The organism is Geofilum rhodophaeum (assembly GCF_002210225.1).
In the GTDB taxonomy this organism is placed as follows: Bacteria; Bacteroidota; Bacteroidia; order Bacteroidales; family Marinilabiliaceae; genus Geofilum; species Geofilum rhodophaeum.
In genome coordinates, this window is record NZ_MWUJ01000003.1 from 86,619 (window position 1) to 112,145 (window position 25,527).

Below are 25,527 nucleotides of genomic sequence, written 5' to 3' on the forward strand. Positions count from 1 at the left end.
ATAAAAATCCGATATAGAAAATCTTTAAACAGAATAGCTTCGGCCCTTCCAAAGGACTTGCCGACCGCTGCGGACATTGCACCATGCAATGCGGCTCAGGTTGAGCAGACGAACAGGGTGCCCAAGTAGAGACGACAGCAAGGAGAAACTGCTGAGCTGCGCTACCATAAGCAAAATGGCGCTCTCCAAAAACAGGGCAAGCAAAGCTGCACCGTACTGTCCGCTGAGCAACAGAAAGGGCAAACGCAACCACTGGAGGGCAACAAACAAAAGCATCCAGAGGCGACTGCCGCCAAAAAACTGGTGGGTATTGCGGGTAAAGCCGGCACGGGCTTCTTCGGCACTGCGGTACATGCGGCACAAAATATCACTTTGTCCCAGGCCTACGGCAATGGGCAGTCGGGCCTGCTTCATTCCGCGCGCAACAGCGATGTCCTCCACCGCTTGCCCGCGTACCTTCTGATGCCACTGGTGCTGGTGATAGCCCTCGGCAGCAAAGAGCATGAACTGACCATTGGCTGCCGAGAGGGAGGTAAACCAGGGGAGGCGGACTGCCACAAGGGGCAGGAGACTGAGCAAAATCCAGTTCATCAGGGGGACGACCTGCTTTTCGCCGCGACTGAGCAGCATTTGATGGGGAAAAATACTGAGCAAGAGCAGGCGCCTATTTTGGGCGCAGCCTACGGCGGCTTGCAGTGATTGGGGCTGCAACCGCACGTCGGCATCCACAAACAGGAGATAGTCGCCCCCGGCCCTTTGGGCCAATTGGTGACAGGCATGGTTCTTTCCCATCCAGCCGGAGGGTAAGGGAGCGCTTTTGAACCAGTGCAGGGACGACCATTCGGCTTTACAACTTTCAAGAATTTGCGACGTCGTATCGGTCGAGTGATCGTCGCACACCCAGACTTCGAGGTGGGGATAGGTGCAACGTTTCAGATCCTCGAGCAGTTGCGGCAGATTCTCCTCCTCATTACGGGCGGGAATCAAAACCGACAATAGCGGCCAGCCCCTCCCATCGTCAACAGCTGCCGGCAACCAGGGCCGGGAAAGAAAGTTCACCAGAGTCACCCCAAAGCGCAGGGCCAGTAGAACGATCAGTCCCCAACCGATGTAGTACAATCCCGACATATCACTGAGTTTCTGCGGCCTGCTCCTGAACGGCCTGTTGGTGAAAAAGACGAAAGGCAGTCTCGAGTTCCCCCAATTGGTGACTGTCCCAACGGTACTGTCCCAGGTAAAAAGTCAACTCCGGCTTTTTGTGAACGCCGTAATCGACCAGGGCGGTATAAAACAACACGTCATGGACTCCGGAACGACGTGCTAACTGTTCTATACCCCGGGCAAAGGACGGAGGCGAGGCATAGAGGGAAGACAAATGGCCCTGGGGATACATGAGTACCAGGTTATTGTCGCCTTTCAAAAGCCCGGTGGCATACGAAAGGCTCTTAAGGGCACTGCGCCTGCCGGGTGCAATGGAAAAAGCACCAATGCGCTGTAGAAAAGGGTGGCGTTGCAACTGGCTATGCAGCATCATAACAAAAAGTCGTTTCCCCAATAGTTTTTGGTTGAGGTAATAGACCCAAAACCCATCCCACCAACTCACATGATTCCCCACCACCAGCGCACTACCAGAAAAGCGGGTCCACCTTCCTTTAACCCGAATGCCCGAAAAATGACGGCGCAGCAACACACGCAACCAGGCCTTAAAAAACCAGTGGGCAGGGGCAAAATGACGGGCCGGCAGCATGAGGCTACAAAAAGAGGTTCAGTACGAGGAAAAAGGCCAGTTGCGCCCAAAACAGTCGCTCCGCAACGGGGCGCACCGTTTGAATGCGGACCAGCTCAAAAGCCCCGGCCAGAAGCACCGAAATAACAAACCACATCAAATAGTTTTTGAGCGGCACTACCCCTCCGGCCCAATCCCACATTCCGGTGGCCATGGCCACCGGCTCCATTACAAAATCGAAGACTACCATCAAAACGCCTGCCGAGAATGGCACCCAGCGCTGAAGAACTGCAAAACGACGCACAATGGCCACCGCGCCGTACAGCAATACCAGCCAGTTGGCGCCAATGAGCACCGGAGTGGCAAAGACCTGCCATCCGAGGGAGGGACCATAGGCATAGGAGCCAAAGAGCAGACCGGTGTTGGTGCCTATGGCCTCCAGCGCAATGGTGAGCAGGGCGACACCCAAAAAAGCACCCACATGCAAGGGGTTCCAGGGCCTATGAAAACGAAGGAGTAAAAACAAATTGAGCAGCACCGACACAGGAATCAGGGCCTCAAAAAGACCACGACTGAAAGGAAGCAAAAAACCGGCCAGTCCCACCACATACCAAACCACTATAAACTGGCGCACCTTGGCCTGCGTCAAATTTTTGTTGAAATTCAATACTACGTTCATCATGGGGTTCCTTTTTTGTTATCCTTATCCTTTTCCATCAGCAGCTCATCCACAATGCGGGCAGAGGCCAGACAAAGGGGAATACCTCCGCCGGGATGCACACTTCCTCCGCTAAAGTAAAGGTTTTTATAGCGGCTGCTGAAATTTGCCGGCCTTAAAAAAGCCGCCAGGGGCGAATTGCTGCTGTGCCCGTACAAGGAGCCATTTACCGAACCCGTTTCCCGGGCAATATCGACAGGGGTCACCACCGCCTCTTCTTCCAGGACCTGCTCTACATCAACGGCCAAAACAGCCTTAATCTTAGCCAACACAATTTCACGTACCCTGGCCGTCAGCCTTTTCCAGTCCTGCCCCACATCCTCCGGCGCATTAACCATCACAAACCAATTCTCACAGCCTTCGGGAGCAGCCCCGGGCACCACCTTCTTACTGATAAAAATATAAACACTGAGATCTTCGGCCAGTGTTTTGTATTTGAAAAGATGGTCAAATTCCGCTTTATAATCGGCACTAAAAAGCAAGTTGTGTACATCCAGAGAGGATTGCAAACGCAAGCCCCAATAAAAAATAAGGGCCGAGCTGGAGCGTTCGCGGCGACTCAAACGCCGATAACGGCGTTTATCGGGCAGCAGATCTCGATAAAAAGCCGTCACATCTACATTGCTCACCACCCAATCGGCCTCCACCACCCCTGCGGGGGTCTCTACCCCCACCACTTTGCTTCTCTGGGTCCGCAAACCCGTAACCCGGGTCGAGAACTGAAATTCCACCCCCTGCTCCTCTGCCAGGGTCTGCAGGGCCTGCACTACAGCATGCATGCCGTTTTTGGGGAACCAGGCCCCGGTGTGGTGTTCAAGATGGGCAATCATATTTAAGGTTGCAGGCGCCTTGTAGGGATTGCTGCCGTTGTAAGTGGCGTAGCGATCAAAAAGCTGCGTAAGGGCACTGTCCCCGAAGGTCGACCGGTTGCGCCGGTGCATCGTGCGCCAGGCATCCAGTCTGGGCAGGGCACGGAGACTTTTGCGTCCCTCTTCTCCCACATAGCTCTGCCAGCGGTGTAAGGAGGAGAACAGAAAAAAATCCGCCGTATGCGTATACAAAAAAGCCTGTTGTCTGAGATAATCCGCCAGGCGATCGGCCGGCAAACCGGCTGCTGCCACTTCCTGCCTGAAACGATCGGGATCGCTCCAGGCTTGCAACACCAGTCCGTCGCTGAAAAAATAACGGGCTGTTGCCTCCAATTGCACAATGGGCAGGTAGTCGGACCGCCGGCGACCAAACAAGGCAAAGAGCTCGTCGAGCAGGTGAGGCAGCGTAAGCAGAGAGGGCCCACGGTCAAAGCGATAGTCGCCCAACTGCAACTGCGCCATTTTACCCCCTGCCGTGGCTTGCTGCTCCAACACCACCACCCGGTAGCCCCGTGCCCGCAAACGCAGGGCCACCGCCAGTCCACCTACCCCGGCACCAATTACACAGACCGTCTTTTGACCCATAATATGCAAGTTTGTTTAATTTTTATTTAAAACAGATAAACAAACAGCCTCCGTTTTGGTTTTAACTAAGGACAGACAAGCGCTGATTACGGAGAAAAACTTTTGCTTACCCTGACCTAAATATACAGGCTTTATTCTAATGATTTACCTAACTTGCTGATAAGATTTGTTGCCTATGCGCCCTAAAAAAGTACTTATTGCCGGATCGGGACTCGGTGGCCTGGCCACTGCGCTGCGCCTCGCGGCAGGTGGCTACCAGGTCACCATTGTAGAAAAACACCACCGGGCCGGGGGGCGGCTCAACCTGCTGGAAAAGGATGGCTTTAAGTTTGATCTGGGACCGACCTTCTTCAGTATGAGCTATGAGTTCGATGAACTGGTAGAAAGTACGGGCATCACCTACCCTTTCGAATTCATTGAGCTGGAACCCCTTTTTACGGTAAACATCGACGGAATTGCCCGCACCTTTACCATTTATAAGGATCTGGATAAGCTGGCGGCCCAATTCTCCGGCATAGAACCCCGCTTCCGCGAAAAAATGGAAGCCCACCTCTTAAAGACCGAAACGCTGTATAAGGACACGGTGAATCGGGTGATTCACCGCAATTTTGACTCCCTGCCCCAATACCTTTGGAGTCTTGCCCGGGTACCTATGAAGCACTTCCCCCTGCTTTATCAATCGATGTGGGACGAACTGTGCCAGAGTTTCGAAAGTAAGGAAGCACGCATGATTTTTTCCCTGGTGGGCTTTTTCCTGGGTGCAACCCCCTTCGATACCCCCGCTGTTTTTTCGCTGCTCAATTACATTGAGTTGAAGCACGACGGTTACCACAATGTAAAGGGCGGAATGTACCAGATCGTGGAAGGCTTGCTGAAGGTTTTAAAGCAAAAAGGGGTCGACATGGTTTACAACACCCACCTGGTGGAAGCCCGCTACGAGAAGGACCGCCTCACGGCCCTGGTCGACAGCAAGGGTAAAAGCTGGGAAGCCGATCTGTTTGTGGTGAATGCCGATGCGGCCTGGTTCCGCGGGGCGGTATTTAAGCGCCGCAAATACAGGCCGCAACGACTCGACAAATTGAAGTGGACCATGGCGCCCCTGACCATCTATCTGGGCATTAAGGGCAAACTGGATCAGTTGGAGCACCACAATTACTATCTGGGCAACAACTTCGACGAATACGCCAAGGGGATTTTCAAGAATCAGGTATCTTTTCAAAAGCCCTACTACTACGTTAACCTGCCCTCACGCAACAACCCCGACTACGCCCCGGAGGGACACGAGAGTGTTTTCATTCTTTGTCCCGCCCCCGATTTGCGCTACAAAGCCTCGTGGGACGATCGTGAACAGATTGCCCAAAACATCATCGACGACTGGTCCCAACGCATCGGCATCGATTTAAAGGAGCGCATTGTAAGCAAGACCGTGCTCTCGCCCGAACACTGGGGCAATATGTTTAATCTGTACAAGGGAAGCGGACTGGGTCTGGCCCACGATTTGAATCAGATCGGCTGGTTCCGGCCCGCCAATAAGGACGAACGCTTCAACAATGTGTATTATGTGGGCGCCTCCACCATTCCTGGAACCGGCTTGCCCATGACCATCATCAGCAGTAAGCTGACCTTTGAACGCATACAAAGCGATTGGGACGCGACAAGCAACACGCCAAGCCATCTGAACCAACAACGCTAAAACCAAAAGCCATGGACCTCTACCGCAAAAACAATCTGAAATGCAGCATCAGCACCACCCGCCTTTACAGCACCTCCTTTTCGCTGGGCGTAAGGCTGCTCGACAAGCAGTACCGCAACCATATTTACAGCATCTACGGTTTTGTGCGCTACGCCGATGAAATTGTAGATACTTTTTTGGAGCACGACCGGGGCACCCTGTTGGAGGAATTTCGGGCCGACACCTGGAAGGCCATCGAAAGGGGCATCAGCCTCAACCCCATCATCGACAGTTTTCAGCATACGGTCAACGAATGCAACATCGACCATGGACTCATTGAGGCATTTTTAAGGAGTATGGAAATGGACCTGCATTTTTCCAGCTATTCGTCGGGCGAACTGGAAACCTATATCTATGGTTCAGCGGAGGTGGTGGGACTGATGTGTCTGCGGGTGTTTTACGTGGAGGATGATGCGGCTTATGAAGCCTTAAAGCATCCGGCCCGCAAGCTGGGGGAGGCTTTTCAGAAGGTGAACTTTTTAAGAGATGCGCAGGACGACTACCAAAACAAGGGGCGCATCTACTTTAAGGACATTGACTTTGACCATTTTACTCCTGGAGCCAAGCGAAAGATAGAGGCCGAAATTCAACACGATTTTAACGAAGCTTTTAAGGGAATTGTGCAATTAAAACCTCAGGTCCGGCTCGGAGTTTATCTGGCCTACCGCTACTACCTCAACCTCTTCCACAAAATCAAATACGCCCAACCGGAAGCCATTCTAAAGCAGCGCTACCGGGTCTCCAATCCCCAAAAAGGCGTACTCATGTTCAAGGCCTCCTTGCGCAACGCCGTGGGCTTGTTTTAAAAGAGGTAGTTGAGTCCAATGTAGAGACCGGAGCTGCCGTCCTGACGCTTTACAGCGCGGCCGTAATCCAGCGCCACAATAAAATTGCGGTTCATGGCAATACGCAGCCCCGCACCATAACTCACATGCAGGGCTTCGTCACCAAAGTCAAAATAAGCGGCATCGGCTGCCTGCTCTGCACTTAAACGCTCTTCTACATCTATTAGGCTGGTGGCGCGACCGGCATCCAAAAAGCCGTTTACGCCCAGATAAAAATCCTGATTGATCAACTGAAAGTACCAGGCCTTCCAGCGCAATTCAAAATTGCCGAAAACCATGCCGTCGCCTACAATGCGGTTGCGCATAATGCCCCGCAGGGTACGGGCGCCGCCCAGTCCGGTCGACGAGGCGCCGGTCATTACGGAGGTGACGACTTGCGATTGGTAATAAAAAGGGACCTCTCCCGCCAGGGTTTGTTGCCAGCCCAGTCGGTAAGCAAAGGCCAGATCGTCGGGCACCAGGGTGAAGTACTGCCGGTGGATCAGGGCCAGCTTCAGGAATCCGCTTTCTGCTCCCAGAAACTCCGGTGCCCCGACCAGAACAGCCTCGGTCCATACCCCCTTCATGGGATGGGGGCGATTGTCGCGGGTATCGTACACGAAGCCGGCTTTTAATTCGGGGATGAAGCCGCCGTCGGCTTCGTCTTCAGAAATAAGCCCCCACTCCTGATAGCGCTCAAATAATCCGGGTTGCTCCGACACCGGCGGAAGCTTGTCCGCATCGGACTGACCCTTGTTCAGCTTGTCTACATCTACCGAGGCGAGTTTAAAATTCAAAAAGTTCATACCGGCCAGCCAACGCCAGGGACCATCACCCAGGGGGCCCTGAAAGTCGGTCTTGAAGCGAAACAGGCGCTGGTCCATTTTATAAAACATACGACTGCGGTAGTCCGGCGAACGGTCGTCTTCCCAGGCGCTGTTGTAAACCGACTCATAGCCGTTGAAGCCGTAGAAATCGTAGGCCTGCTCGGGCATATAGGTCACGTCGGCCGTCAAACGCACGCGTCCCAGCAAGCGGTCTGAGTCGTAGTAGAAACGATAAATACCGCTTCCGCGGGTGTAACGCGACACCTCAAAATACAGGGAATGATCGTAGTGCGGAAAGCGACTGCCGTCGCCATAGTTATAAAGGTTTACGAGGCCGCCGTACTGAAAACCCAGGTCGGCGTCAAAAGAGACTGCAGGCAAAACGCCGAAATTCCATCCACTTTTCCCTTCCTTCTTTTCAGCACCCTCCTGGGCCGACAAGGATAAGCCCACCAACAAGAACAGTGCGACCAGAAATACCTTTCGCATAAAAAACAATCTAGTAATTCAACACTTCGCCTCCGCCCAACACACAGGAGCCTTTTATGAGCAAAACACCCGGGGTAGAGGGTTGATCGCCACCCATCAAACGCTTGTCGGTAAAACTGCCCAGTACATTACTGACGTCGATCTGCACCTGCCAATTACGGGGTACAAATATCTTAACATTACCCAATACGGCCGACACGTCCAAAACGGCACCCTGGTCGGACAAGCGGGCTTCGGACAAATGAAGCATACAGGATCCTAAAACAGTGGTGACCTCTCCGCCCCTGAAATTGGTGGAGCGACTCCAAATACTGGCATTGCCCAGCACGGTGGTCTCGTCGAGCACGTCCTTCTCGCTGGCTTTAGGCATTTCCCCATCTTTAGAGACGGGCCCTCTGCGGCCCCACAGCATGGACAAGCCGCCCACAATCAACAGCACGGGCCAAAAACGCCAGAAGTCGTACCAATCAAAATCGTGCAAAATGCGTGGCAGGAGAAAATACACGCCGACCAGGGTAAAAATTAAACCCACAGTCCGCTGTCGGTGAATGAAATTGATGAGTCCCACCCCCACCAAAATCATGGGCCAGCTGACAAGCACCCTGCGCCAGGGCCAGGGAAGTAATTCCAGGTTGGCCAACAAAAGAATTATACCTGCCAATACAATAACGATCCCGGTACCAAATCGTTTGGATGAATGAATGTTTTCCATGGCCACTGCATATTATTTAAACCTAAGACTTATTTCTGCCTCAAAAATAAGGAAGTAAGTCGACATCTCCACATTTTTTTGAATACTTAAAAATGCTTAAAGCAGCTGAACCTTTTAACATCTTTGGTAGTTTTGTTGATTATGCGCGCACTTATTCTGGTTTGGGGACTGCTTTTGTGGTCGTTAACGCTGGCGGGACAGTCCTACCACGTGGCGGGACTGGTACTCGACGAGCTGAATCAGCCTATGCCGGGCTGCTATGTGCGCAGCAACGGAAATGCTGCCGTGACCGACGTCAACGGCCGCTTCATTTTCAACCACCTGAGTAAGGAAGAACTGCATCTGGAAGTCTCCTTTCTGGGCTACCTGCCCTTCGACACGCTGCTGAGGGCAGATGGGCACCACCACCTGCGCATCAACTTAAAACCCGATGCCGTTCAACTGGCCGAAGTGGAAGTAGAAGGCCGGCGCCTGCAAACCGCCTCGAACCAAAGCCGCACTCTGGTTCAGGCCCTGGAGCTGGACCGACAGCACAGCGGCACCCTGGTACGCACCCTCGACCGCCAGGTGGGTTTCAACAGCATGGACATTGGGGCCTCTGCCTCTAAGCCCATCATCCGGGGCATGAGTTTTAATCGGGTGGTGGTGGTCAGCAATGGCGTGAAGCAGGAAGGCCAGCAATGGGGCGCCGATCACGGTCTGGAAATGGATCCCTTTTTAAGCGAGCAGGCCGAAATCATCAAAGGAGCCGCCTCCCTGGAATACGGCAGCGATGCCCTCGGGGGCATCCTGCAACTGACCAGCAACCGCATTCCCGCAAAGGGCTTCAGCGGAAAGCTGCAACTGTTGGGCAAAACGGTGAATGAAACCGGGGGACTCTCGGCCCTGCTCCAGGGCAGCGATGGCCGCTGGTTTTTTAAAGGCCGCGCTACCGCCCTGAGCTATGGCGACTATCGGGTGCCGACCGATACGGTAGTTTACCTCACGCGCCAATTGCCCATTCACAAGGAACGTTTGAAAAACACGGCCGGGCGGGAAATGGACGGCTACATCCAGTTGGGAAGGACCGGTGACCACTGGCGCAGCAGCGTATCGCTCAGTCGTGTGGACCAAAAATCGGGCTTTTTTCCGGGCGCACATGGGGTGCCCGACGCCCAGCGTGTTGCCGACGACGGCAACACGCGCAACATCGACTTCCCCCATCAAGAGGTGCGTCACTGGAATGTGACTTCCAACACCCTGGTACAAACCCCGCATTCGGCCCTCTCCCTGGATGCCGGCTACCAACGCAACCACCGGCAGGAATGGTCGGATTTTCACACGCATTACGGTGCGCAGGAGGCGCCGGACGAGCAGGCCGATCTGGAACTGGACTTTTTTCTGGAGACCTGGAGTGCCAACGCAGGCTGGAACTTTCGTCTGACCCCCAAATATGCCTTTACCCTGGGCGGGCAATACCAGTATCAGCAAAACCAATCGGCCGGCTACAGCTTTTTACTGCCGGAGTTTGAGCGGCAAAGCAGGGGCCTTTTTCTGAAACACGATTATAAGCTGGGAGAGCATTGGGTATTGAACGGGGGACTGCGTTACGACTGGGTGGATTTGCAAACGGAGGGCTACTACGACCCGCTGTTGTTTGCCTACCTGATGGAGCGGGGGCAGACCAACGAGACGGCTGCGGCCTATGCGCAAAGGGCTGCCGACAGCAAACGAAGCTTTGGAGCGCTTAGTTGGGCGGGGGGATTAAGTTACCGGCCTGTTGAGGGACTAAAACTGGCCCTGAATCTGGGAGAGAGCTTTCGTGCTCCCACACCCAACGAACTCACCACCAACGGGGTGCACCACGGTGCCTTTCGACATGAGCAGGGTCGGGGCGACCTCTCCCCCGAACGGGGTTTTTACACCGATGTACTGGTCGAATACCAAAAGGAGGAGCGACGCATCAGTCTGTCACCCTATCTCTACCATTTTTCCAACTACATTTTCCTGAATCCCTCCGGCACCTGGAGCCTCTTACCGCATGCGGGGCAAGTGTACCGTTACACCGAAAGCGAGGCGGTGTTGACTGGTTTGGAGCTGCAGTACAGCGACCGCTATGGCGAACATTGGCAAGTGGAACTCAACGGAGAGTGGATCTACAATTACCAGCGGGGCGACAAGCCTTACCCCCTGCCTTTTTCGCCCCCGGCCAACCTCTTTGGGGAGTTGAGCTACCTGCACACCTTTTCTCCCAACCGCGAGCCCATACGCTGGAGCCTCAACACCAAGGCAGTGGCTGCACAAAACAGGGTGGCACGCAACGAAGCCACGACCCCCGGTTACCTCCTGCTGGGAGCCGCCATCGGTCTGCCCCTGCGCGCCGGCCGCCTGCCCATAGAGCTGAACATTCAGGTGCAAAACCTGCTCAACACCCGCTACTACAACCACCTGAGTTTCTACCGGCGACTCGAAATTCCTGAGCCGGGACGCAATGTCCAGGTGTTGCTCAACATCCCGTTTTAAAAACCTTTTTCCAATCCAAATGTTTTCTCTTCTTGCTTGGGTGCCTTACGCAAAAAAACAAGAAGTGGTATTATCTTTGACATCCGTTTAAAGCATCTGAAAACCTAAAAGAAAGACCTTGCCGGTGGCACAAAAATGGAAAAACATGGCCCTTTTGCTCCTGCTCTCCTTCCTGATTACGGAGAGCGGCAAGAGCGTGCACTATTTGTTTTTCCACCATCCCCAGGCCCATCAGGAATGCAGCGCCCATTGCAGCGACACCCAGTCTGCTGAAAACCTGCAAACCGAAGGGCCCACAGCGCTAAAATCTACCGAGGCACCCTGCCCCTACGAAAAAGTCAACTACTTTCCCTTTGAGGCAGCCCTGAGCCTGCTTCAGGTACGGCGGGTCGACAGACTTTACGAGTTTAGGCCCGCTGCCCCGTCTTTTTTCACAAACAGCCTGCCGCTCACACGCTTTTTGCGTGGCCCACCGGCAACCCTCGCTTTTACCGCCTAATCCTTCCCCGGAAGACACTGCAGGCCGGGCGGACCAGGTCACACGACACCGTCCTGCCTGAAAACAAACGCTTTTAAATAAATACACCATGTACAGCAAGTATATACTGGTCCTGCTGACGGGCCTCTTTCTGCTTTCGTGCAACGACGACGAAAGCACCGACACGACTCGTCCCGAAATAGAAATTCTTGCCCCTGCCGACGACAGCCATTTTCATGCGGGCGACAGCTTTGAGCTGCGCGCGCAGCTCAGCGACAACGAGGCTTTGGCTTCCTGGAAGGTGAACATCCATTTCAATGGAGACGGACACACCCACAAAAGCAGCTCAACGGAAGACACAGCAGTGGAGTGGGAAGCTGAGTGGACCGGCGACCTTGCGGGCAGCGAAACCTCGTTTTTGCTGGAACAGCCCATCGAAATCCCTGCAAACGCAGAACACGGCGAATACCACCTTGTAGTGATGGCCTTAGACCGTCAGGGCAATGAAACGGCTGCCTACAGCAGCTTTGAAGTAGAAGCAGAAGACCATCAACACTAAGAGAAGGCCTTAGTTTACTACAACGGCGCTCCCTTACCGGGGCGCCGTTTTTTGTAGAACTCCTCCTAGGCTACTGCCCTTCAACTTCTCCCCATCAAACGAAGCACTTCGTCCACAAACCGCTTTGCTTCAGGAAATAAACGCACGACAGTTGCTTCATCATAATCAAAGAAGTCGTTATAGTCTCCTTTGTGTCGTTTTTCTGATAGTTCTGTAAATAACTTCGCCAGGATCCGGTCAAACCGATCATTTTTAACATAAAGCTCTCCAAATTTCTGTCGAACTCCTGCATGACTGGAAATCTCTACGTGCTCGCTATAAAGCAGTGCGCTCACCGCATAAAAACATGCATAATACATCCGATTAACAGCAGTGTTCCAGAATCTATTCTCAATATGCTTCTCCACCTCAAGAATAGTCTCCTTTGCCCTCCTGAGTCTATAAACTACATAGTCATCTGAGCTATAATTCGTCATAAGAGCTTGCCCTCCTTCATAACATTACGATAGAAAGGGGTAACCCGGTATTTGGTATTCCACTCCTTTTCTGTATATATCATTGGGCTTATCACCTCCCCGATTTCAAACTCAAGATCGTAGAGGGGGTAACTGATTGCCCTTTCCATCTCTGAAGAAAGCAAATCCTTATCCAGCAAAATCAATACATCCCAGTCGGAATCAGGTTTAGCTGTCCCTCGGGACCGGGACCCATACAAAAAAATTTTTGCCGAAGGTTCCCTGTCCTGAACAATCTTCTTAATGTTATACAGTATTTTATCCTCAGAAACTTTCATACATCAAATATAACAAAAAGTGAAGCTACTTTATCTTAAGCACATAAAAACTTAGGTCATAAACCTGTAACACATGCTCTCAAAAACAGTTTTTTGCCCCCTGCTGCACAAGGCAGCGATGGGAATAAATTTATTATCTTTGCACGTTTGTAACCAACAGCCGAACACCGGGACATAAAGCGCATGGAGCAAGAGATCAGCACGACATTGGGGGACCTACTGAACGGCGAAACGCCTTTTTTTGCCTATCGTCGTCCAGAGGAGGACAGCTTGTACCTGGGTCGCATCACCACAGCTCGCAGCTTCAAGTATGACATGTTGGAGCAGATGCCCGAACAAGCAGGCTTTGTCATGGTCCCCTTCCGCACCGGGGAAGCCCGGGCCTGGTGGCTGGGTACCGAAGAAATGGAAGCCTTCAAGCTGCCCCAAAAAGAGCGCAGACCGGACCAGTCCCCGGCGCAAAATAAGGAGGAAGACCCCGAATCCTATGCATCCTACGCCGAACAGTTCAGGCAAATGATGAGCGCCCTGACGGCCGGAGAGGTCCAAAAAGTCATTTTGTCACGGACCATTACCCTAAATCAGGATTTGAAACATGACCTGCCCGGTATTTTCCTTCGTTTAACACAACGCTATCCCGCGGCCTTTTGCTACCTGGTGGCGAGTCCCCAAACCGGCATTTGGCTGGGCGCCTCTCCCGAATTGCTTTTTGCGCAACACGGCCAGCAATGCACTACGGTATCCCTGGCGGGGACCCGCTCCAGTGAAGGCAGTCCTTCCGACTGGACGGCCAAAGAGCGCGAAGAACAAGGGCTGGTCAGCTCTTACATCGACCAGCTTTTGGGGGACTTTGGGGTAAGCACTTATCAAAAAAACGGACCCGAAATAATAAAAGCCGGTAATCTGACCCATCTGAAAACAAGCTACAGCTTTAAAAAGGCCGAAATACACAAGCTGGCACAGTTTGTGGAAGCCTTGCATCCGACACCGGCCCTCTGCGGGGAACCCAAAATGCAGGCCATGGCACTCATCCGAAAGGTGGAGCAGCACCAACGCCTGTATTATGGCGGTTTTATGGGTCCACTGGGAAATGCCGACTGCCACTTATTTGTCAACATTCGTTGTATGAATACAGCACCAGACCGCAGCACCCTATATGTAGGGGGCGGATTAACCCGTCAATCGGAACTGCGCAGCGAGTGGAACGAGACCGTCATGAAAAGCCGCACGCTTTTATCGGTATTGTCCCCTCGGCAGGCCTAAGACCTTTTCTTTTATTGAATCTCAAACAATTCCCTTATAATGAGCAAACCTATTTCTGACAAACCTATTGTAAAATCACTGGTTGAACTCTGCCATCTGCACGGCGTGGAGCAGGTCATTCTGTCGCCCGGCTCCCGCAACGCACCGCTGATCATATCCTTTACCGGTTGCGAAAAATTTGAGTGCCTCAGCATTACCGATGAGCGCAGCGCCGGCTATTTTGCATTGGGCCTGGCTCGTGAAACGCACAAACCCGTGGCCCTGGTTTGCACCAGTGGCACAGCTGCCCTCAATTATGCCCCAGCTGTTGCCGAGGCCTATTACCAGCAGATACCCCTGGTGGTGATAACGGCCGACCGCCCCAAAGAATGGATTCATCAGGCCGACGGGCAGGCCATAGAACAACCGGGTATTTACCACAGTTTTATTCGCCACGAATGTACCCTGCCTTTGTCGGGGGGACATGCAGACGATGAGTGGTACATGAACCGCATCCTTAATGAGGCTTTTCATAAATGCAAGGGTGTACATCCGGGCCCCATACACATTAATGTGCCCATGCGGGAGCCGCTTTACGGCAAAACCGTGTATCCCGATAAGCCGGCACGAAAAATTGAATTGCTGACCGGCGACAGCCGCCTCTCCGAAGAAGCCATAAGCACCCTTACCCAGGAAATCACCCGCTACGAGCGGGTTATGGTCATCACCGGCGCCATGCATCACCAGCCCCAGCTCAAGGCAGCCCTCGATGCCCTGGCCGCCCAAGGTGTAGTGATCCTTACAGAGACCTTGTCCAATCTCGACGGCGACCATTTTATCCGCAATATGGACCGGGTAGTGGCTACCGTGTCGGAGGACGAGCAGCTCTTTTTCAGTCCCGACCTCCTCATTACCCTGGACGTGCCGGTGCTTTCAAAGATGGTCAAGAAAATCATTCGCCAGCGCAAACCCCACCTGCACTGGCATTTCAGCAACCAGACCCATGTGACCGACACCTACCAGTCGCTCACCCGCCTGATCAAAGGCGACGCAGCACACATTCTGCAACAGGTGGCCGCCGGCATGGAGCCGCGCGAAAAACGCTTCAGCGACACATGGACCAAACGTGCAGCCCAGGCGGCTGAACGCCACGAACAGTATTTTGAAAAACTGGCGTGGAGCGATCTAAAACTCTTTCGCCTGCTGAGCCGCACCACCCTGCCCCGTTTGCAGGTGCATCTGGGCAACAGCACTCCCGTACGCTACGCCCAGTTGTTCGACTGGCAAAAAGGACTCACCTGGTACGCCAACCGGGGCACGAGCGGCATCGATGGTTGCGTGAGTACGGCAGCAGGCGCCGCCTATAAGGCAGAGCGACCGGTCTTACTGGTGGTGGGCGACTTGTCCTTCTTTTACGACAGCAACGGCTTGTGGAACAACTACCTGCCGGCCAACTTCCGCATCATGGTCATCAATAATGGCGGAGGCGGCATTTTCCGTTTTATTGAAGGCCCTTCCGACACCGAAGAACTGGAACAATTCTTTGAAACCCGGCACAGCCACAACGCCAGGGGTATTGCAGAAACTTTTGGTTTGGACTATATTGCCTGTCGCGATGAAGAAAGTTTCAGTTCATCCCTGGCCACTTTCTTTGAACCTTCTGAAAAGCCCCGTGTTATGGAAGTGTTTACCCCCAACGTGGAAAACGGCAAGCTGCTGAAAAAATATTTCAAATACCTGAACAATCAACTTTAAGGAACCATGCGCAACTGGAAAAGTGAAAAAGAATACAGCGATATTTTATTTGAGTCGTGGGAAGGCGTAGCCAAAATCACCATCAATCGACCCCGTGTGTACAACGCTTTCCGGCCCGAGACCGTAAAGCAACTGATTGAAGCTTTTGATATTTGTCGCGAGCGGCAGGACATCGGTGTAATTGTACTCACCGGAGCGGGCGACAAGGCCTTTTGCTCGGGTGGCGATCAAAACGTTAAGGGACACGGGGGCTACATCGATGAAGGCGGGGTACCCCGTCTGAATGTCTTGGATCTGCACAAACGCATTCGCACCATGCCCAAGCCCGTAGTGGCCATGGTTAACGGTTATGCCATTGGGGGTGGACACGTGCTGCACGTAGTGTGCGACCTTACCGTAGCCAGCGAGAATGCCATTTTTGGTCAGAGTGGCCCCAAAGTGGGCAGCTTCGATGGGGGCTTTGGCTCCTCTTATCTGGCACGACACGTGGGACAGAAAAAAGCGCGCGAAATCTGGTTCCTTTGCCAGCAATACTCGGCCAAAGAGGCCGAAGACATGGGGTTGGTCAACAAAGTGGTGCCCCTTGAGCAACTGGAAGACACCACCATGGAATGGTGCAAGATCATGCTTCAACGCAGTCCCATGGCCCTGCGTATGATCAAGCGGGGACTCAATGCCGAACTCGACGGACAAACCGGCATTATGGAATTGGCCGGCGATGCCACCCTGATGTTCTACCTCATGGAGGAAGCCCAGGAAGGCCGCAAGGCCTTTCTCGAAAAAAGGGATCCCAATTTCGACCAGTTCCCCAAATTTCCATAAAGCACCATCCAAAAATATTCCGCGATGCTTGCACTGGTCTTCCCAAACTAAATCGTAACTTTATTCGTGCAATGAGCTCCGCTGATCTTCGATTCGTGCAATTAGCTCCGCTGATCTTCGATTCGTGCAATTAGTGGACCCAAATAAGTTAATCCCTTCGTGTAATTAGTGGACAAAATTAGTGGACCCATGAGCGACATCAAAAACGTAGAACTGCGCAACCTCAACATACAAGATTACGAAGAGCTGAAAAGTGCCATGATGAAGGCCTACGAAAAGTGGCCCGAGTCGTACTGGCGCGAGCACGAAATCAGGACCCTGCTCAATATTTTTCCCATGGGGCAGATCGGCGTACTGGTGGATGGCGTTATTGTGGGCTGCGCCCTGTCCATTATCGTAAAATACGAGCTGTACAGCGACGAACACAGCTACAAGGACATTACGGGCAACTATACCTTTTCGACCCACAACCCCAAGGGCGATGTGCTGTACGGCATCGACATGTTTATACAGCCCGACTACCGGGGATTGCGACTGGGACGGAGACTTTACGATGCACGCAAAGAACTGTGCGAGCAGCTCAACCTCAAGGCCATTGTATTTGGGGGTCGTATGCCCGGTTACCACAAAATGGCGGCCGAGCTCACGCCCAAAGAATACCTGCATAAAGTCAAGAGCAAGGAAATTTACGATCCCACGCTGACCTTTCAGATGGCCAACGATTTCCACGTTAAAAAGGTGCTGACCGAATATCTGCCGGGCGATAAGGAGTCGCGCGACTATGCGGTACTCATGCAGTGGGACAACATTTACTACACCAAAAAATCGCGGGAGCTCAAGCAACAGAAATCGGTCATTCGCCTGGGATTGGTGCAGTGGCAAATGCGGCAGTACGCTACCTCGGAGGACATGTACGAGCAAATCGAGTATTTTGTAGATGCGGTGTCTGCCTACAAAAGCGACTTCATTTTGTTTCCGGAGTTTTTTAATGCGCCGCTCATGGCCAAATACAACCACCTGTCGGAGCCCGAAGCCATACGTAAACTGGCCGAATACACCGAAGATGTGCGCGACCGTTTCATACAGCTGGCCATCAGCTACAACGTCAACATCATCACCGGAAGCATGCCCATGGTGCGCGACGACAAGTTGTACAATGTCGGCTACCTCTGTCGCCGCAACGGCACCCACGAAATCTACGAGAAAATTCACGTCACGCCCGACGAAGTCAAGGCTTGGGGACTCTCAGGCAGCGACATGCTGCGGGTTTACGAAACCGACTGCGGAAAAATAGGGGTGCTCATTTGCTACGATGTGGAGTTTCCGGAACTGGCGCGGATACTGGCCGACCAGGGCATGAAAATTTTGTTTGTCCCCTTCCTGACCGACACACAAAACGGTTACAGTCGTGTGCGTTACTGCGCCCGGGCACGGGCCATCGAAAACGAATGTTTCGTAGCCATTGCCGGCTCGGTAGGCAACCTGCCCAAGGTGCACAACATGAACATCCAATACGCCCAATCGGCCGTGTTTACGCCCTGCGACTTTGCCTTTCCCACCAACGGGGTAAAGACCGAAGCGACACCCAATACCGAAATGATTCTGGTATCGGATGTAGATCTGGATTTGCTGTCCGAACTCCACACCTACGGCAGTGTGCGCAACCTGAAGGACCGTCGCACCGACGTTTTCGACCTCAAACTCATCAACGGAAAAGACAAGGACGCTTAAGCACGAAGCTCATGTTGCGCCTCAGCGCGTTGCCTGTTCGATGACCAGGCGGGTGGTTTCTTGTAGTTGCGCCGCATTCTCATCGAAAAAACGAAGGACTTTAGCGGTCTTTAGGGCGCCCGGATTGGCTTCCTTCACCACCACCCTGAATTCGTAATTGCCATTGGGGGTAGGGGTATCGACTTTGGGAAGTACCGGAAACCAGCCGGAGTACAAGACCTGATCATAGGGCCGGTCAAACGACACTCCCTGGGCGACCACGGCACTTTGACCCAGAACGGCCCCCACATACTGTCCCTCAACCGGCATAAAACCAATAAACTGTATGTCCACCTCCACGTCGAGGGTAGGATGGCGCTTGTCCACCCTGGCCGAACTTCGGTACAAGCGGAAATCCTCCAGCCGATACCTGAAGGCCAGTCCATCCTCCGATTGCTCGGGGCAGAGCAGCAGCGAAAGCAGGGTGTCTCCGGGCGCAGCCATACGGTACAGGTGCAGCAGGGGCCACCCGGCCTCCAGACGATTGCGCCAAAACCCCGAGGCCGAAGCAGAAGCCCTGTACTCGGCAGTATAAGCTTCCTCGCGCTTCTTCAACTGCGACCTGACCAGTCCCACCCCACTGGCAACAGCCGAAGGCAACAAGGCGGCCATGGCAGCTCCGGCCGACTGCGCAGAAAGTACCCGCTTGGATGGTCCGGGTTGGGGACGAATGGACAAGCAGGTCTGCACTTGCTCTACCTTGGTCCGTCCCGCATCAGGGTGGTAAAGAGAAACCGACTGGGCGGTGACTTGCACAAAGGCAACAAGGGGAATAAAAATACAGACAGGAATTTTGTGAAAAAGAGAAGTACGTGGCATAAGGCAAAGGTTTTGAAGGTTCTGTTTTAAAAGACATCAAAGACAAACCAAGGCTACCGGAAGCGTCGGCCAATCAAAAAAACACTGCTTTGGGACAAGAAAATTAAAAAGAAAATCCCCCATTAGCAAGGACTGGTGAGAATCACGAGTGCAACACAATCCACCCTCAAACCGTTTTTCGATAAGTCCTTACGGCCAAAATCATCAGTCCCACCGCCAGTGCGGCCAGACTGGCTGCCTGTCGCCACAAATCGGCCAATCCTGCCCCCTTCAGCAGAATGCTGCGCATAATGTCCATAAAATAGAAAATCGGATTAATCACGTTGAGCCGCTGTCCCCACTCCGGCATATTCTCTGCCGAAGTAAAAATGCCACTCATTAAAATAAATACCAGCAGAAAAAAGTAACTCACAAAAGTCACCTGCTGCTGGGAAGTGGAGAAGGAAGACAAAAGGAGTCCCAGTGCCAGCAAGGCCACGAGATAAACAGCAGCCAGTCCAAAAACGAGCAGGGGACTGCCTACCATGGGGACCCCGTAAACGAGGCGACCAATCAGTAAGCCCAGCGCCAGCTCCATCAGGCCAATAAACCAGAAAGGCAGCAGCTTGGCGGCAATAAAGACGGGCTTGGGAACGGGACTCACATTCATTTGCTCAATGGTGCCCATTTCCTTTTCACGCACCAGGTTCATGGCGGTTAAGAACATCCCTACCACGGAGACCAAAATCACCAATATGCCCGGAAACATGAAGTATTTATAATTGAGTTCCGGGTTGTACCAAAAGGAGGAAGTCACCTCAACAGCCGGATTCCACGCCCTTCCACTTGTTTCGAAGCGGGCATCGCTGAGCAATTGAGCGGTGGTTTTTTGCAGATACACATAGCCCAACTGCGCCTGTTGGGCATTGATGGCATCGGCCATCAATTGCAGAGCCTGCACCTGGCCACGCTGCATGCTTCTTTCAAAATTTGCGGGCACCACCAAAAGCAAATCTGCAGCACCCGTCTCCAGGGCCCCTTTGCCCTCATCAACGGTTGGCGGAGGATCAAGCAAGTCAAAAAAAGGAGAAGCATCCAGGGTAGCGGTCAAGCGCCTGCTCAAGGGAGAATGATCCAGATCGCAAACGACAATCTGCAGGTTTTTCATATCCATGGTGGCAGCATGAACCAAAACCAGGAGCTGCACCACCGGAAGGACCAGCAACAAGCGCAGAAACAACTTGTTGCGCAAAACTTGCAGAAACTCTTTTTGCAGTAAAAACAGGAGCATTCTCATAAGGCTTGCATATTTATCTTATTCCAGTCGGACCTTAAAATTATACACACTCAGGCTTAGGAAGGCACCCAAAAATGCCAGCATAAGCAACAACTCCTTCCAAACCACGCCCAGACCGGCTCCTTTAAACATGAGCACCTTTACCGCCTCAATATAGTAACGAGGCGGCATCAACTTGCTGAACCATTGTAAAGCAACCGGCATATTTTCGATGGGGTAAATGAAACCCGAAAGCAAGATGGTCGGCAACATCAATGCAAAAAGCGAAATAAACATGGCCACCATTTGATTGGGCGCCACGGTGCTGATGAAAATGCCCAGGGAAAGGGCTAAAAGGATATATAGGAAGTTTACCAGGGCCAACAAAAGCCAGCTGCCCATCATGGGCACCTTAAACACCCCAACCCCAACCGCCAAAATGGAGGCGGCGTTAAGGAAGGACAAAAATACGTAGGGACTGACTTTGCCCAGGATGATTTGCCAGGGCTTTAAGGGGGAAACCAGGAGAATTTCCATGGAGCCATACTCCTTTTCCCGGGTGATGGAAATAGAAGTCATCATGGCCGACACCAACATCAGAATCATGGCCATGATGCCGGGAACCGACATAAAAACGCCTTTAAGAGAGGGGTTGTAGGCCATGCGGACTTCCACCAGGGCAGCTTGTTTGGCCTGGACACCAACCAACTCCTGCTCATAGTCACGTACGATGCCCTCTGCATAATTCACCAACATTTGGGCGGTATTGGCCTCGGAGGCGTCGGCAAGCAATTGCACCCGACTGCCATCCGGATCGGATGAGGCACTCCCAAAACCGGGGCCAATGACCACCGCCATTTGCACCGCTCCGCTGCGCAAGGCGGCCGCCACCTCCTCCTCATTCACAAAAATTCTTTCCACCTTAAAATAGCCCGAGGCGGCCAGACGATTGCGGAGTCCCTCACTGGCATAATCCCCGGCCTTATCCAGTACACCTATCCGGGCATCCTTAATCTCGGTAGAAATGACGTAACCAAAAATCAGGATTTGCGCCAGGGGCATCAACAACAAAACCGAAAGCGTACGTCTGTCGCGCAGGATGTGCATCGCCTCCTTAACTATAAATCGCCACAATTGCTTCACCTTGTCCTAGTTTGGTCGCGTTAACTTTAAAAACACCTCATTCATACTTTCGCTGCGCCCTTGTTCCTTTAGGGCCTTTGGGGTATCTAAGGCCGCAATACGCCCCTCCACCATGATACTCACCCTTTGACAATACTCCGCCTCGTCGAGGTAGTGGGTGGTGACAAAAACAGTAATGCCCTCATTGGCGGCCTGGTATATCTGCTCCCAAAACTGTCGGCGGGTAATGGGGTCGACCCCGCTGGTGGGTTCGTCGAGGAAAACAATGTGCGGACGATGCAGTATGGCCACCGAAAAAGCCAGCTTTTGCTTCCAGCCCAGCGACAAGGTCCCCAGCAACCTATTGCGTTGCTCCTTTAAGTCGAGCCGCCGTAAAAGCTGGTCGGACCGCTCCCGAATGACAGACAGAGACAGGCCGTAAATGGCACCAAACAGCCGGATGTTCTCATAAACGGTGAGGTCGTTGTACAGCGAAAAATGTTGACTCATATAGCCAATGCGACGCTTTACCTGCTCCGGGTACCTGGCCACATCGTAACCGGCTACCTCCACCCTTCCGGAAGTCGGGGCCGACAAGCCACACAAAATCTTTATGGCGGTGGTTTTCCCGGCCCCGTTGGCACCCAGAAAACCAAAAATTTCGCCACTGGCCACACTGAAGTTCAAACGATCATTGGCTGTAAAACTGCCAAAGCGCTTCACCAAATCCTCCACCCTGATGGCCGCTCCACCTGCTCTCTGCGCTGCTGCATCCATAAGTCATCCCTTTAAGTCATTTTCCGTGGCCATCAAAGCCATAAAACAGTCCTCAATGTTCGGCGCAATGGGGCGAACAACAGCACCTGAAAAACCGGAGGACTTCAAATGATCCACTAAGTGTTCAGCGGCTTCATCGTCCCTATTAAATCGCACATGCAACTCTTCGCCAAAGGGAAAAACGGAGACCACCGGTTCAAAGGCGCGACAGGCTTGAATAAGACCATAAGGATGGCCCCCCGACACCCCGTAAAAAAGGCCCTCAAAATCCCTGACCACCTCTCCCGGCGAAGCCACCGTAAGCAGACGTCCCTTCTGCATCAGGGCCACCCGATCGCACAGGGCAGCCTCATCCATATAGGGCGTAGCCACCAAAATGGTTATTCCATGCGCTTTGAGTTTCTTCAACAAGGCCCAAAACTCACTGCGCGAAACGGCATCGACCCCGGTGGTCGGCTCATCCAACACCAAGAGCTCGGGGCGATGAATGAGGGCGCAAGAAAGCGCGAGCTTTTGCTTCATGCCCCCCGACAGCTTACCCGCCGGTCGCTTCTTAAAAGGCTCAATTTGCTGATAAACCTCCTTAATCAGTTCGTAATTGGCGGCCGGAGTGGTTCCGAAGACCGAGGCAAAAAACTGTAAATTCTCCTCCACCGACAAGTCTTCGTACAAGGCAAACTTACCCGGCATGTAGCCCACTTTTTTACGCAAGGCATGCAAGTCCCGCACCGGATCGAGTCCCCCCACCCGAACCGTCCCCGAACCGGGCAACAAGAGGGAAAGCAAGATGCGAAACAAGGTGCTCTTACCGGCACCGTCGGGACCAAGCACCCCAAACAGCTCACCCCCCTGCACCTCAAAGCTCAATCCCTCGAGGGCCTGAATGTCGCCATAGCCTTTACTCAATTCATGAACACTGATCATCATTTCCTGCTGCTTAAAAAAACAACTTCTCCGGGCATCCCAATCTTAATCCTGCCTTCAGGATTGGGAACACGTATTTTTACCGCATAAACCAAGTCCACCCGCTCCTCCTTAGTCTGTATAATCTTGGGCGTAAACTCTGCAGAAGCGGCTATCCACATTACCGTTCCCCTTACTTCATGCTCCCCGTCCTCAGCCTTGTCGTACCGTACCTGCACTTCTTGTCCCACCTGCAAATCGTCCAGCTGACTGCCCGAAACATAAGCCCGGAGAATCAACTCCCGCGTATCGGCCATTTTAAACAGGGGCTTTCCTACTGCGGCAAATTCCCCATTTTCGGCATAGCTTTGCAATACCACACCCGACAGGGGAGCCACTATGCGGCAACGTTCCACCTGCTCACGGGCGGCCAGCCAGCGCGTTTGACTCAGCGCCTTTTCCGCTTCCAGCACCTGCCCCTGAGCCTTAAACTGATGCCACTCACGACGGGCAATCTGGTAACGTCCGCTCACCTCATCGTAAACCTGCTCCGATATGGCTTGTTCGCCATAGAGACTCCTGGCCCTTTCCCACTCCTTCTGCAACACAGCCAATCGCTCCTCTTGCAACTCCAGGCCTCTTTGCCACTGCATCCGGCGCGCTGCCACCCCTTGAATGGCGGACTGCAACTGTGCCGCCTCCAAATGGGGCAGCACCGTATCTACGAGTCCCACCTCTTGCCCTTCCTCCAAAAAGCTGCCCTCGCTAAGTGCCCATTGGACCAGCGTCCCGTTGGAGCGGGCACTGACGACCACTTCCTCGGCTTCAAAATTTCCAAAGGCATCGGCCGGGGAAGTGTTGCCGTTGCAGGAAACCATCCCGCCCAACAAGAGCACGGCTACGCAGACCGGCATCCAAAATTGACGCATCTTATTCATCCTTGGCATTATTAACTTGTTTGTAATCCTCATTTCCCTTCAGGTATTTCCTGGTCAGCAATTGCAAATATTCCAATTCGTGCAGTTTCAAATTCACCTCGGCCTCCATACGGTCATCCAGGTCGCGCAAGTAAGTGGCGGTGGTAATCTGTCCCTTTTGAAGCTGTTGAGCACTGGTCTCCTCAATGGCTTTGCGCAGGGCAATCAGCTCCCGATCGAGCGCCAGGGTCTCCTCAAAGCGCAGCAGTTCGCTGTCGAGCTGCTGCAGCACCCGGCCGGTATTGACTCGAAAAGTCTCCTCTTCCAAATCGACCAACAAGCTTTGTTGTTCCACCACCTCTTGTTTGCGGCGCCCCTCCTTCCAATCCCAGGGCTGCCACTTTAAGCGTAGACCAAAGCGATAAAAAGTATCGAACTCATCACGAAGCATGTTGTAACCCGGATTTCCATAACCCAACTGGCCGTAGGCGGTGACGACCGGCAAACGGGTACGCTTCAGCCAGCGCTGCTGTTGCGCCAACTGTGCCCTTTTCAGCGAAAAATGAGCATACTCCTCCGGGGTCGGTGCCCAAAGCAGGTCCTTAACGGCAGGCTTCTGCAGCAGCGACAAATCGCTGATCGGCTCGCCCATAAAGGAGGAGAGACTGCCCAGCAAGCTTTCCTGCCGGGCGTTCAGCTCCAAAATCCCCTGGCGCAAGGACAGCGCTTCGGCCGCCAGCTGCTGCAGACTGCTTTCGGTCACTGCTCCATAGCGCAATAAGGCTTCCACTTCGACTTGGCGTGCCTTAAGCACTTCTAGTTTATGCGCCATTTGCTCCCGCTGAGCATCCAGCATCAACAGCCCAAAAAACAAATCGGCCACCCTTTGCTCCACCTCTTGTAAACGGACTTCCAGGGCCTGAACAGCCACTGCGCCCTGCAACTCCTCCAGCGCCCCGGCTGCCCGTGTGCGCCCCCCATCATAAAGCGTCTGACCCACATCCAGGGCCAACTGATATTGGTCTTTGGGTGCCTGAGGCAGCGTCAAGCCAGGAAGAGCGCCTGTTGCATCAACCGATGGCACTTCGTTTTGCCATCCCATGCTCCCATTGATTTCCAGACGCGGCAGCCATTGACTGCGCAGCTGCTGCATATTCAAGGCCGAGGCAGTCAACAAGGCCTCCTTCCCCTTCAACAGAGGATAATGCGCCCTGGCCTTGTCCCAACAGGCAAACAAAGACAGTTCCTGCCCCTTTGCACTGCCCAGGAGCAACACAAGCAACACCATATAAAGCCCGATTATTTTTTTCATAACAGCTCCTTTTAATGAC

General features: G+C 53.1%; 24 protein-coding genes. 9 read left to right on the forward strand and 15 right to left on the reverse strand.

Annotated elements, in window-relative coordinates; genetic code table 11:
* Window positions 1-24: 24 nt before the first annotated feature.
* The 4 genes from B4W65_RS04270 to crtD are packed head-to-tail and all read right to left on the reverse strand — an operon-like array spanning window position 25 to window position 3,898.
* Window positions 25-1,128 (reverse strand): glycosyltransferase, encoded by a 1,104-nt coding sequence (locus B4W65_RS04270; protein ID WP_088653881.1) that lies wholly within the window; start codon window positions 1,126-1,128, stop codon window positions 25-27.
* A gap of 1 nt (window position 1,129) precedes the next feature.
* The gene (locus B4W65_RS04275) at window positions 1,130-1,747 is read right to left on the reverse strand and encodes a lysophospholipid acyltransferase family protein (RefSeq protein WP_088653882.1); all 618 of its coding nucleotides are present in this window, start codon (window positions 1,745-1,747) and stop codon (window positions 1,130-1,132) included.
* A gap of 4 nt (window positions 1,748-1,751) precedes the next feature.
* On the reverse strand, window positions 1,752-2,408 hold the full coding sequence (locus B4W65_RS04280; protein ID WP_088653883.1) for a carotenoid biosynthesis protein: 657 nt from the start codon (window positions 2,406-2,408) through the stop codon (window positions 1,752-1,754).
* Window positions 2,405-3,898 (reverse strand): 1-hydroxycarotenoid 3,4-desaturase CrtD, encoded by a 1,494-nt coding sequence (gene crtD / locus B4W65_RS04285; RefSeq protein WP_088653884.1) that lies wholly within the window; start codon window positions 3,896-3,898, stop codon window positions 2,405-2,407. Before crtD ends, B4W65_RS04280 begins: the two co-directional genes overlap by 4 nt.
* Before the next feature lie 175 nt (window positions 3,899-4,073).
* Here crtD and B4W65_RS04290 point away from each other — a divergent pair, with 175 nt between their 5' ends.
* Both B4W65_RS04290 and B4W65_RS04295 read left to right on the forward strand, forming a co-directional pair.
* Window positions 4,074-5,591, forward strand: a complete 1,518-nt coding sequence (locus tag B4W65_RS04290; protein WP_088653885.1) for a phytoene desaturase family protein — start codon at window positions 4,074-4,076, stop codon at window positions 5,589-5,591.
* An 11-nt stretch (window positions 5,592-5,602) separates the two neighbouring features.
* Window positions 5,603-6,436, forward strand: coding sequence for a phytoene/squalene synthase family protein (locus B4W65_RS04295; protein ID WP_088653886.1), 834 nt, complete (start codon window positions 5,603-5,605; stop codon window positions 6,434-6,436).
* On the opposite strand, the gene omp85 is transcribed toward B4W65_RS04295, so the two are convergent.
* Together omp85 and B4W65_RS04305 are read right to left on the reverse strand one after the other, a co-directional pair.
* Window positions 6,433-7,770: an Omp85 family outer membrane protein gene (gene omp85, locus B4W65_RS04300; RefSeq protein WP_146697704.1), complete on the reverse strand. Its 1,338-nt coding sequence runs from the start codon at window positions 7,768-7,770 to the stop codon at window positions 6,433-6,435. The two genes, B4W65_RS04295 and omp85, sit on opposite strands and share 4 nt — an antisense overlap.
* Before the next feature lie 10 nt (window positions 7,771-7,780).
* Entirely contained in the window at window positions 7,781-8,482 is a 702-nt protein-coding gene (locus B4W65_RS04305; RefSeq protein ID WP_088653888.1) for a LiaI-LiaF-like domain-containing protein, read from the reverse strand.
* Window positions 8,483-8,623: 141 nt separating this feature from the next.
* On the opposite strand from B4W65_RS04305, the gene B4W65_RS04310 reads away from it, so the two are divergent.
* The 3 genes from B4W65_RS04310 (at window position 8,624) to B4W65_RS04320 (ending at window position 12,021) form a co-directional block, all read left to right on the forward strand.
* Window positions 8,624-10,984 (forward strand): TonB-dependent receptor, encoded by a 2,361-nt coding sequence (locus B4W65_RS04310; RefSeq protein ID WP_146697705.1) that lies wholly within the window; start codon window positions 8,624-8,626, stop codon window positions 10,982-10,984.
* 145 nt (window positions 10,985-11,129) lie between these two features.
* Entirely contained in the window at window positions 11,130-11,483 is a 354-nt protein-coding gene (locus B4W65_RS04315; RefSeq protein ID WP_146697706.1) for a hypothetical protein, read from the forward strand.
* Between the two features lie 88 nt (window positions 11,484-11,571).
* Window positions 11,572-12,021 (forward strand): DUF4625 domain-containing protein, encoded by a 450-nt coding sequence (locus tag B4W65_RS04320; RefSeq protein ID WP_088653891.1) that lies wholly within the window; start codon window positions 11,572-11,574, stop codon window positions 12,019-12,021.
* 80 nt (window positions 12,022-12,101) lie between these two features.
* On the opposite strand, the gene B4W65_RS04325 is transcribed toward B4W65_RS04320, so the two are convergent.
* Entirely contained in the window at window positions 12,102-12,497 is a 396-nt protein-coding gene (locus tag B4W65_RS04325; protein WP_088653892.1) for a HEPN domain-containing protein, read from the reverse strand.
* Window positions 12,494-12,814 carry a nucleotidyltransferase domain-containing protein gene (locus B4W65_RS04330; RefSeq protein ID WP_088653893.1) on the reverse strand — a complete coding sequence of 107 codons (321 nt, stop codon included), beginning with the start codon at window positions 12,812-12,814 and terminating at the stop codon, window positions 12,494-12,496. The genes B4W65_RS04325 and B4W65_RS04330 overlap by 4 nt, the downstream gene beginning before the upstream one ends.
* Window positions 12,815-12,997: 183 nt before the next feature.
* Here B4W65_RS04330 and B4W65_RS04335 point away from each other — a divergent pair, with 183 nt between their 5' ends.
* The 4 genes from B4W65_RS04335 (at window position 12,998) to B4W65_RS04350 (ending at window position 18,364) form a co-directional block, all read left to right on the forward strand.
* A complete protein-coding gene (locus tag B4W65_RS04335) occupies window positions 12,998-14,077 on the forward strand; it encodes an isochorismate synthase (RefSeq protein ID WP_088653894.1) in 1,080 nt (359 codons plus the stop codon).
* Between the two features lie 39 nt (window positions 14,078-14,116).
* On the forward strand, window positions 14,117-15,811 hold the full coding sequence (menD, locus tag B4W65_RS04340; protein WP_088653895.1) for a 2-succinyl-5-enolpyruvyl-6-hydroxy-3-cyclohexene-1-carboxylic-acid synthase: 1,695 nt from the start codon (window positions 14,117-14,119) through the stop codon (window positions 15,809-15,811).
* A gap of 6 nt (window positions 15,812-15,817) precedes the next feature.
* Window positions 15,818-16,633 (forward strand): 1,4-dihydroxy-2-naphthoyl-CoA synthase, encoded by an 816-nt coding sequence (gene menB, locus B4W65_RS04345; protein ID WP_088653896.1) that lies wholly within the window; start codon window positions 15,818-15,820, stop codon window positions 16,631-16,633.
* Window positions 16,634-16,822: 189 nt separating this feature from the next.
* The gene (locus B4W65_RS04350) at window positions 16,823-18,364 is read left to right on the forward strand and encodes a carbon-nitrogen hydrolase family protein (protein ID WP_088653897.1); all 1,542 of its coding nucleotides are present in this window, start codon (window positions 16,823-16,825) and stop codon (window positions 18,362-18,364) included.
* A gap of 21 nt (window positions 18,365-18,385) precedes the next feature.
* On the opposite strand, the gene B4W65_RS04355 is transcribed toward B4W65_RS04350, so the two are convergent.
* The 7 genes from B4W65_RS04355 to B4W65_RS04385 form a co-directional block, all read right to left on the reverse strand.
* Window positions 18,386-19,222, reverse strand: coding sequence for a hypothetical protein (locus tag B4W65_RS04355; RefSeq protein ID WP_088653898.1), 837 nt, complete (start codon window positions 19,220-19,222; stop codon window positions 18,386-18,388).
* A gap of 166 nt (window positions 19,223-19,388) precedes the next feature.
* Window positions 19,389-20,498: an ABC transporter permease gene (locus B4W65_RS04360; protein WP_088653899.1), complete on the reverse strand. Its 1,110-nt coding sequence runs from the start codon at window positions 20,496-20,498 to the stop codon at window positions 19,389-19,391.
* 18 nt (window positions 20,499-20,516) lie between these two features.
* Window positions 20,517-21,620, reverse strand: a complete 1,104-nt coding sequence (locus B4W65_RS04365; protein WP_088653900.1) for an ABC transporter permease — start codon at window positions 21,618-21,620, stop codon at window positions 20,517-20,519.
* A gap of 6 nt (window positions 21,621-21,626) precedes the next feature.
* Window positions 21,627-22,376: an ABC transporter ATP-binding protein gene (locus B4W65_RS04370; RefSeq protein ID WP_088653901.1), complete on the reverse strand. Its 750-nt coding sequence runs from the start codon at window positions 22,374-22,376 to the stop codon at window positions 21,627-21,629.
* Window positions 22,377-22,379: 3 nt separating this feature from the next.
* Window positions 22,380-23,303 (reverse strand): ABC transporter ATP-binding protein, encoded by a 924-nt coding sequence (locus B4W65_RS04375; RefSeq protein WP_240509477.1) that lies wholly within the window; start codon window positions 23,301-23,303, stop codon window positions 22,380-22,382.
* The gene (locus B4W65_RS04380) at window positions 23,300-24,217 is read right to left on the reverse strand and encodes an HlyD family secretion protein (RefSeq protein ID WP_240509478.1); all 918 of its coding nucleotides are present in this window, start codon (window positions 24,215-24,217) and stop codon (window positions 23,300-23,302) included. The genes B4W65_RS04375 and B4W65_RS04380 overlap by 4 nt, the downstream gene beginning before the upstream one ends.
* On the reverse strand, window positions 24,210-25,508 hold the full coding sequence (locus tag B4W65_RS04385; RefSeq protein WP_088653903.1) for a TolC family protein: 1,299 nt from the start codon (window positions 25,506-25,508) through the stop codon (window positions 24,210-24,212). Before B4W65_RS04385 ends, B4W65_RS04380 begins: the two co-directional genes overlap by 8 nt.
* Window positions 25,509-25,527: the final 19 nt, after the last annotated feature.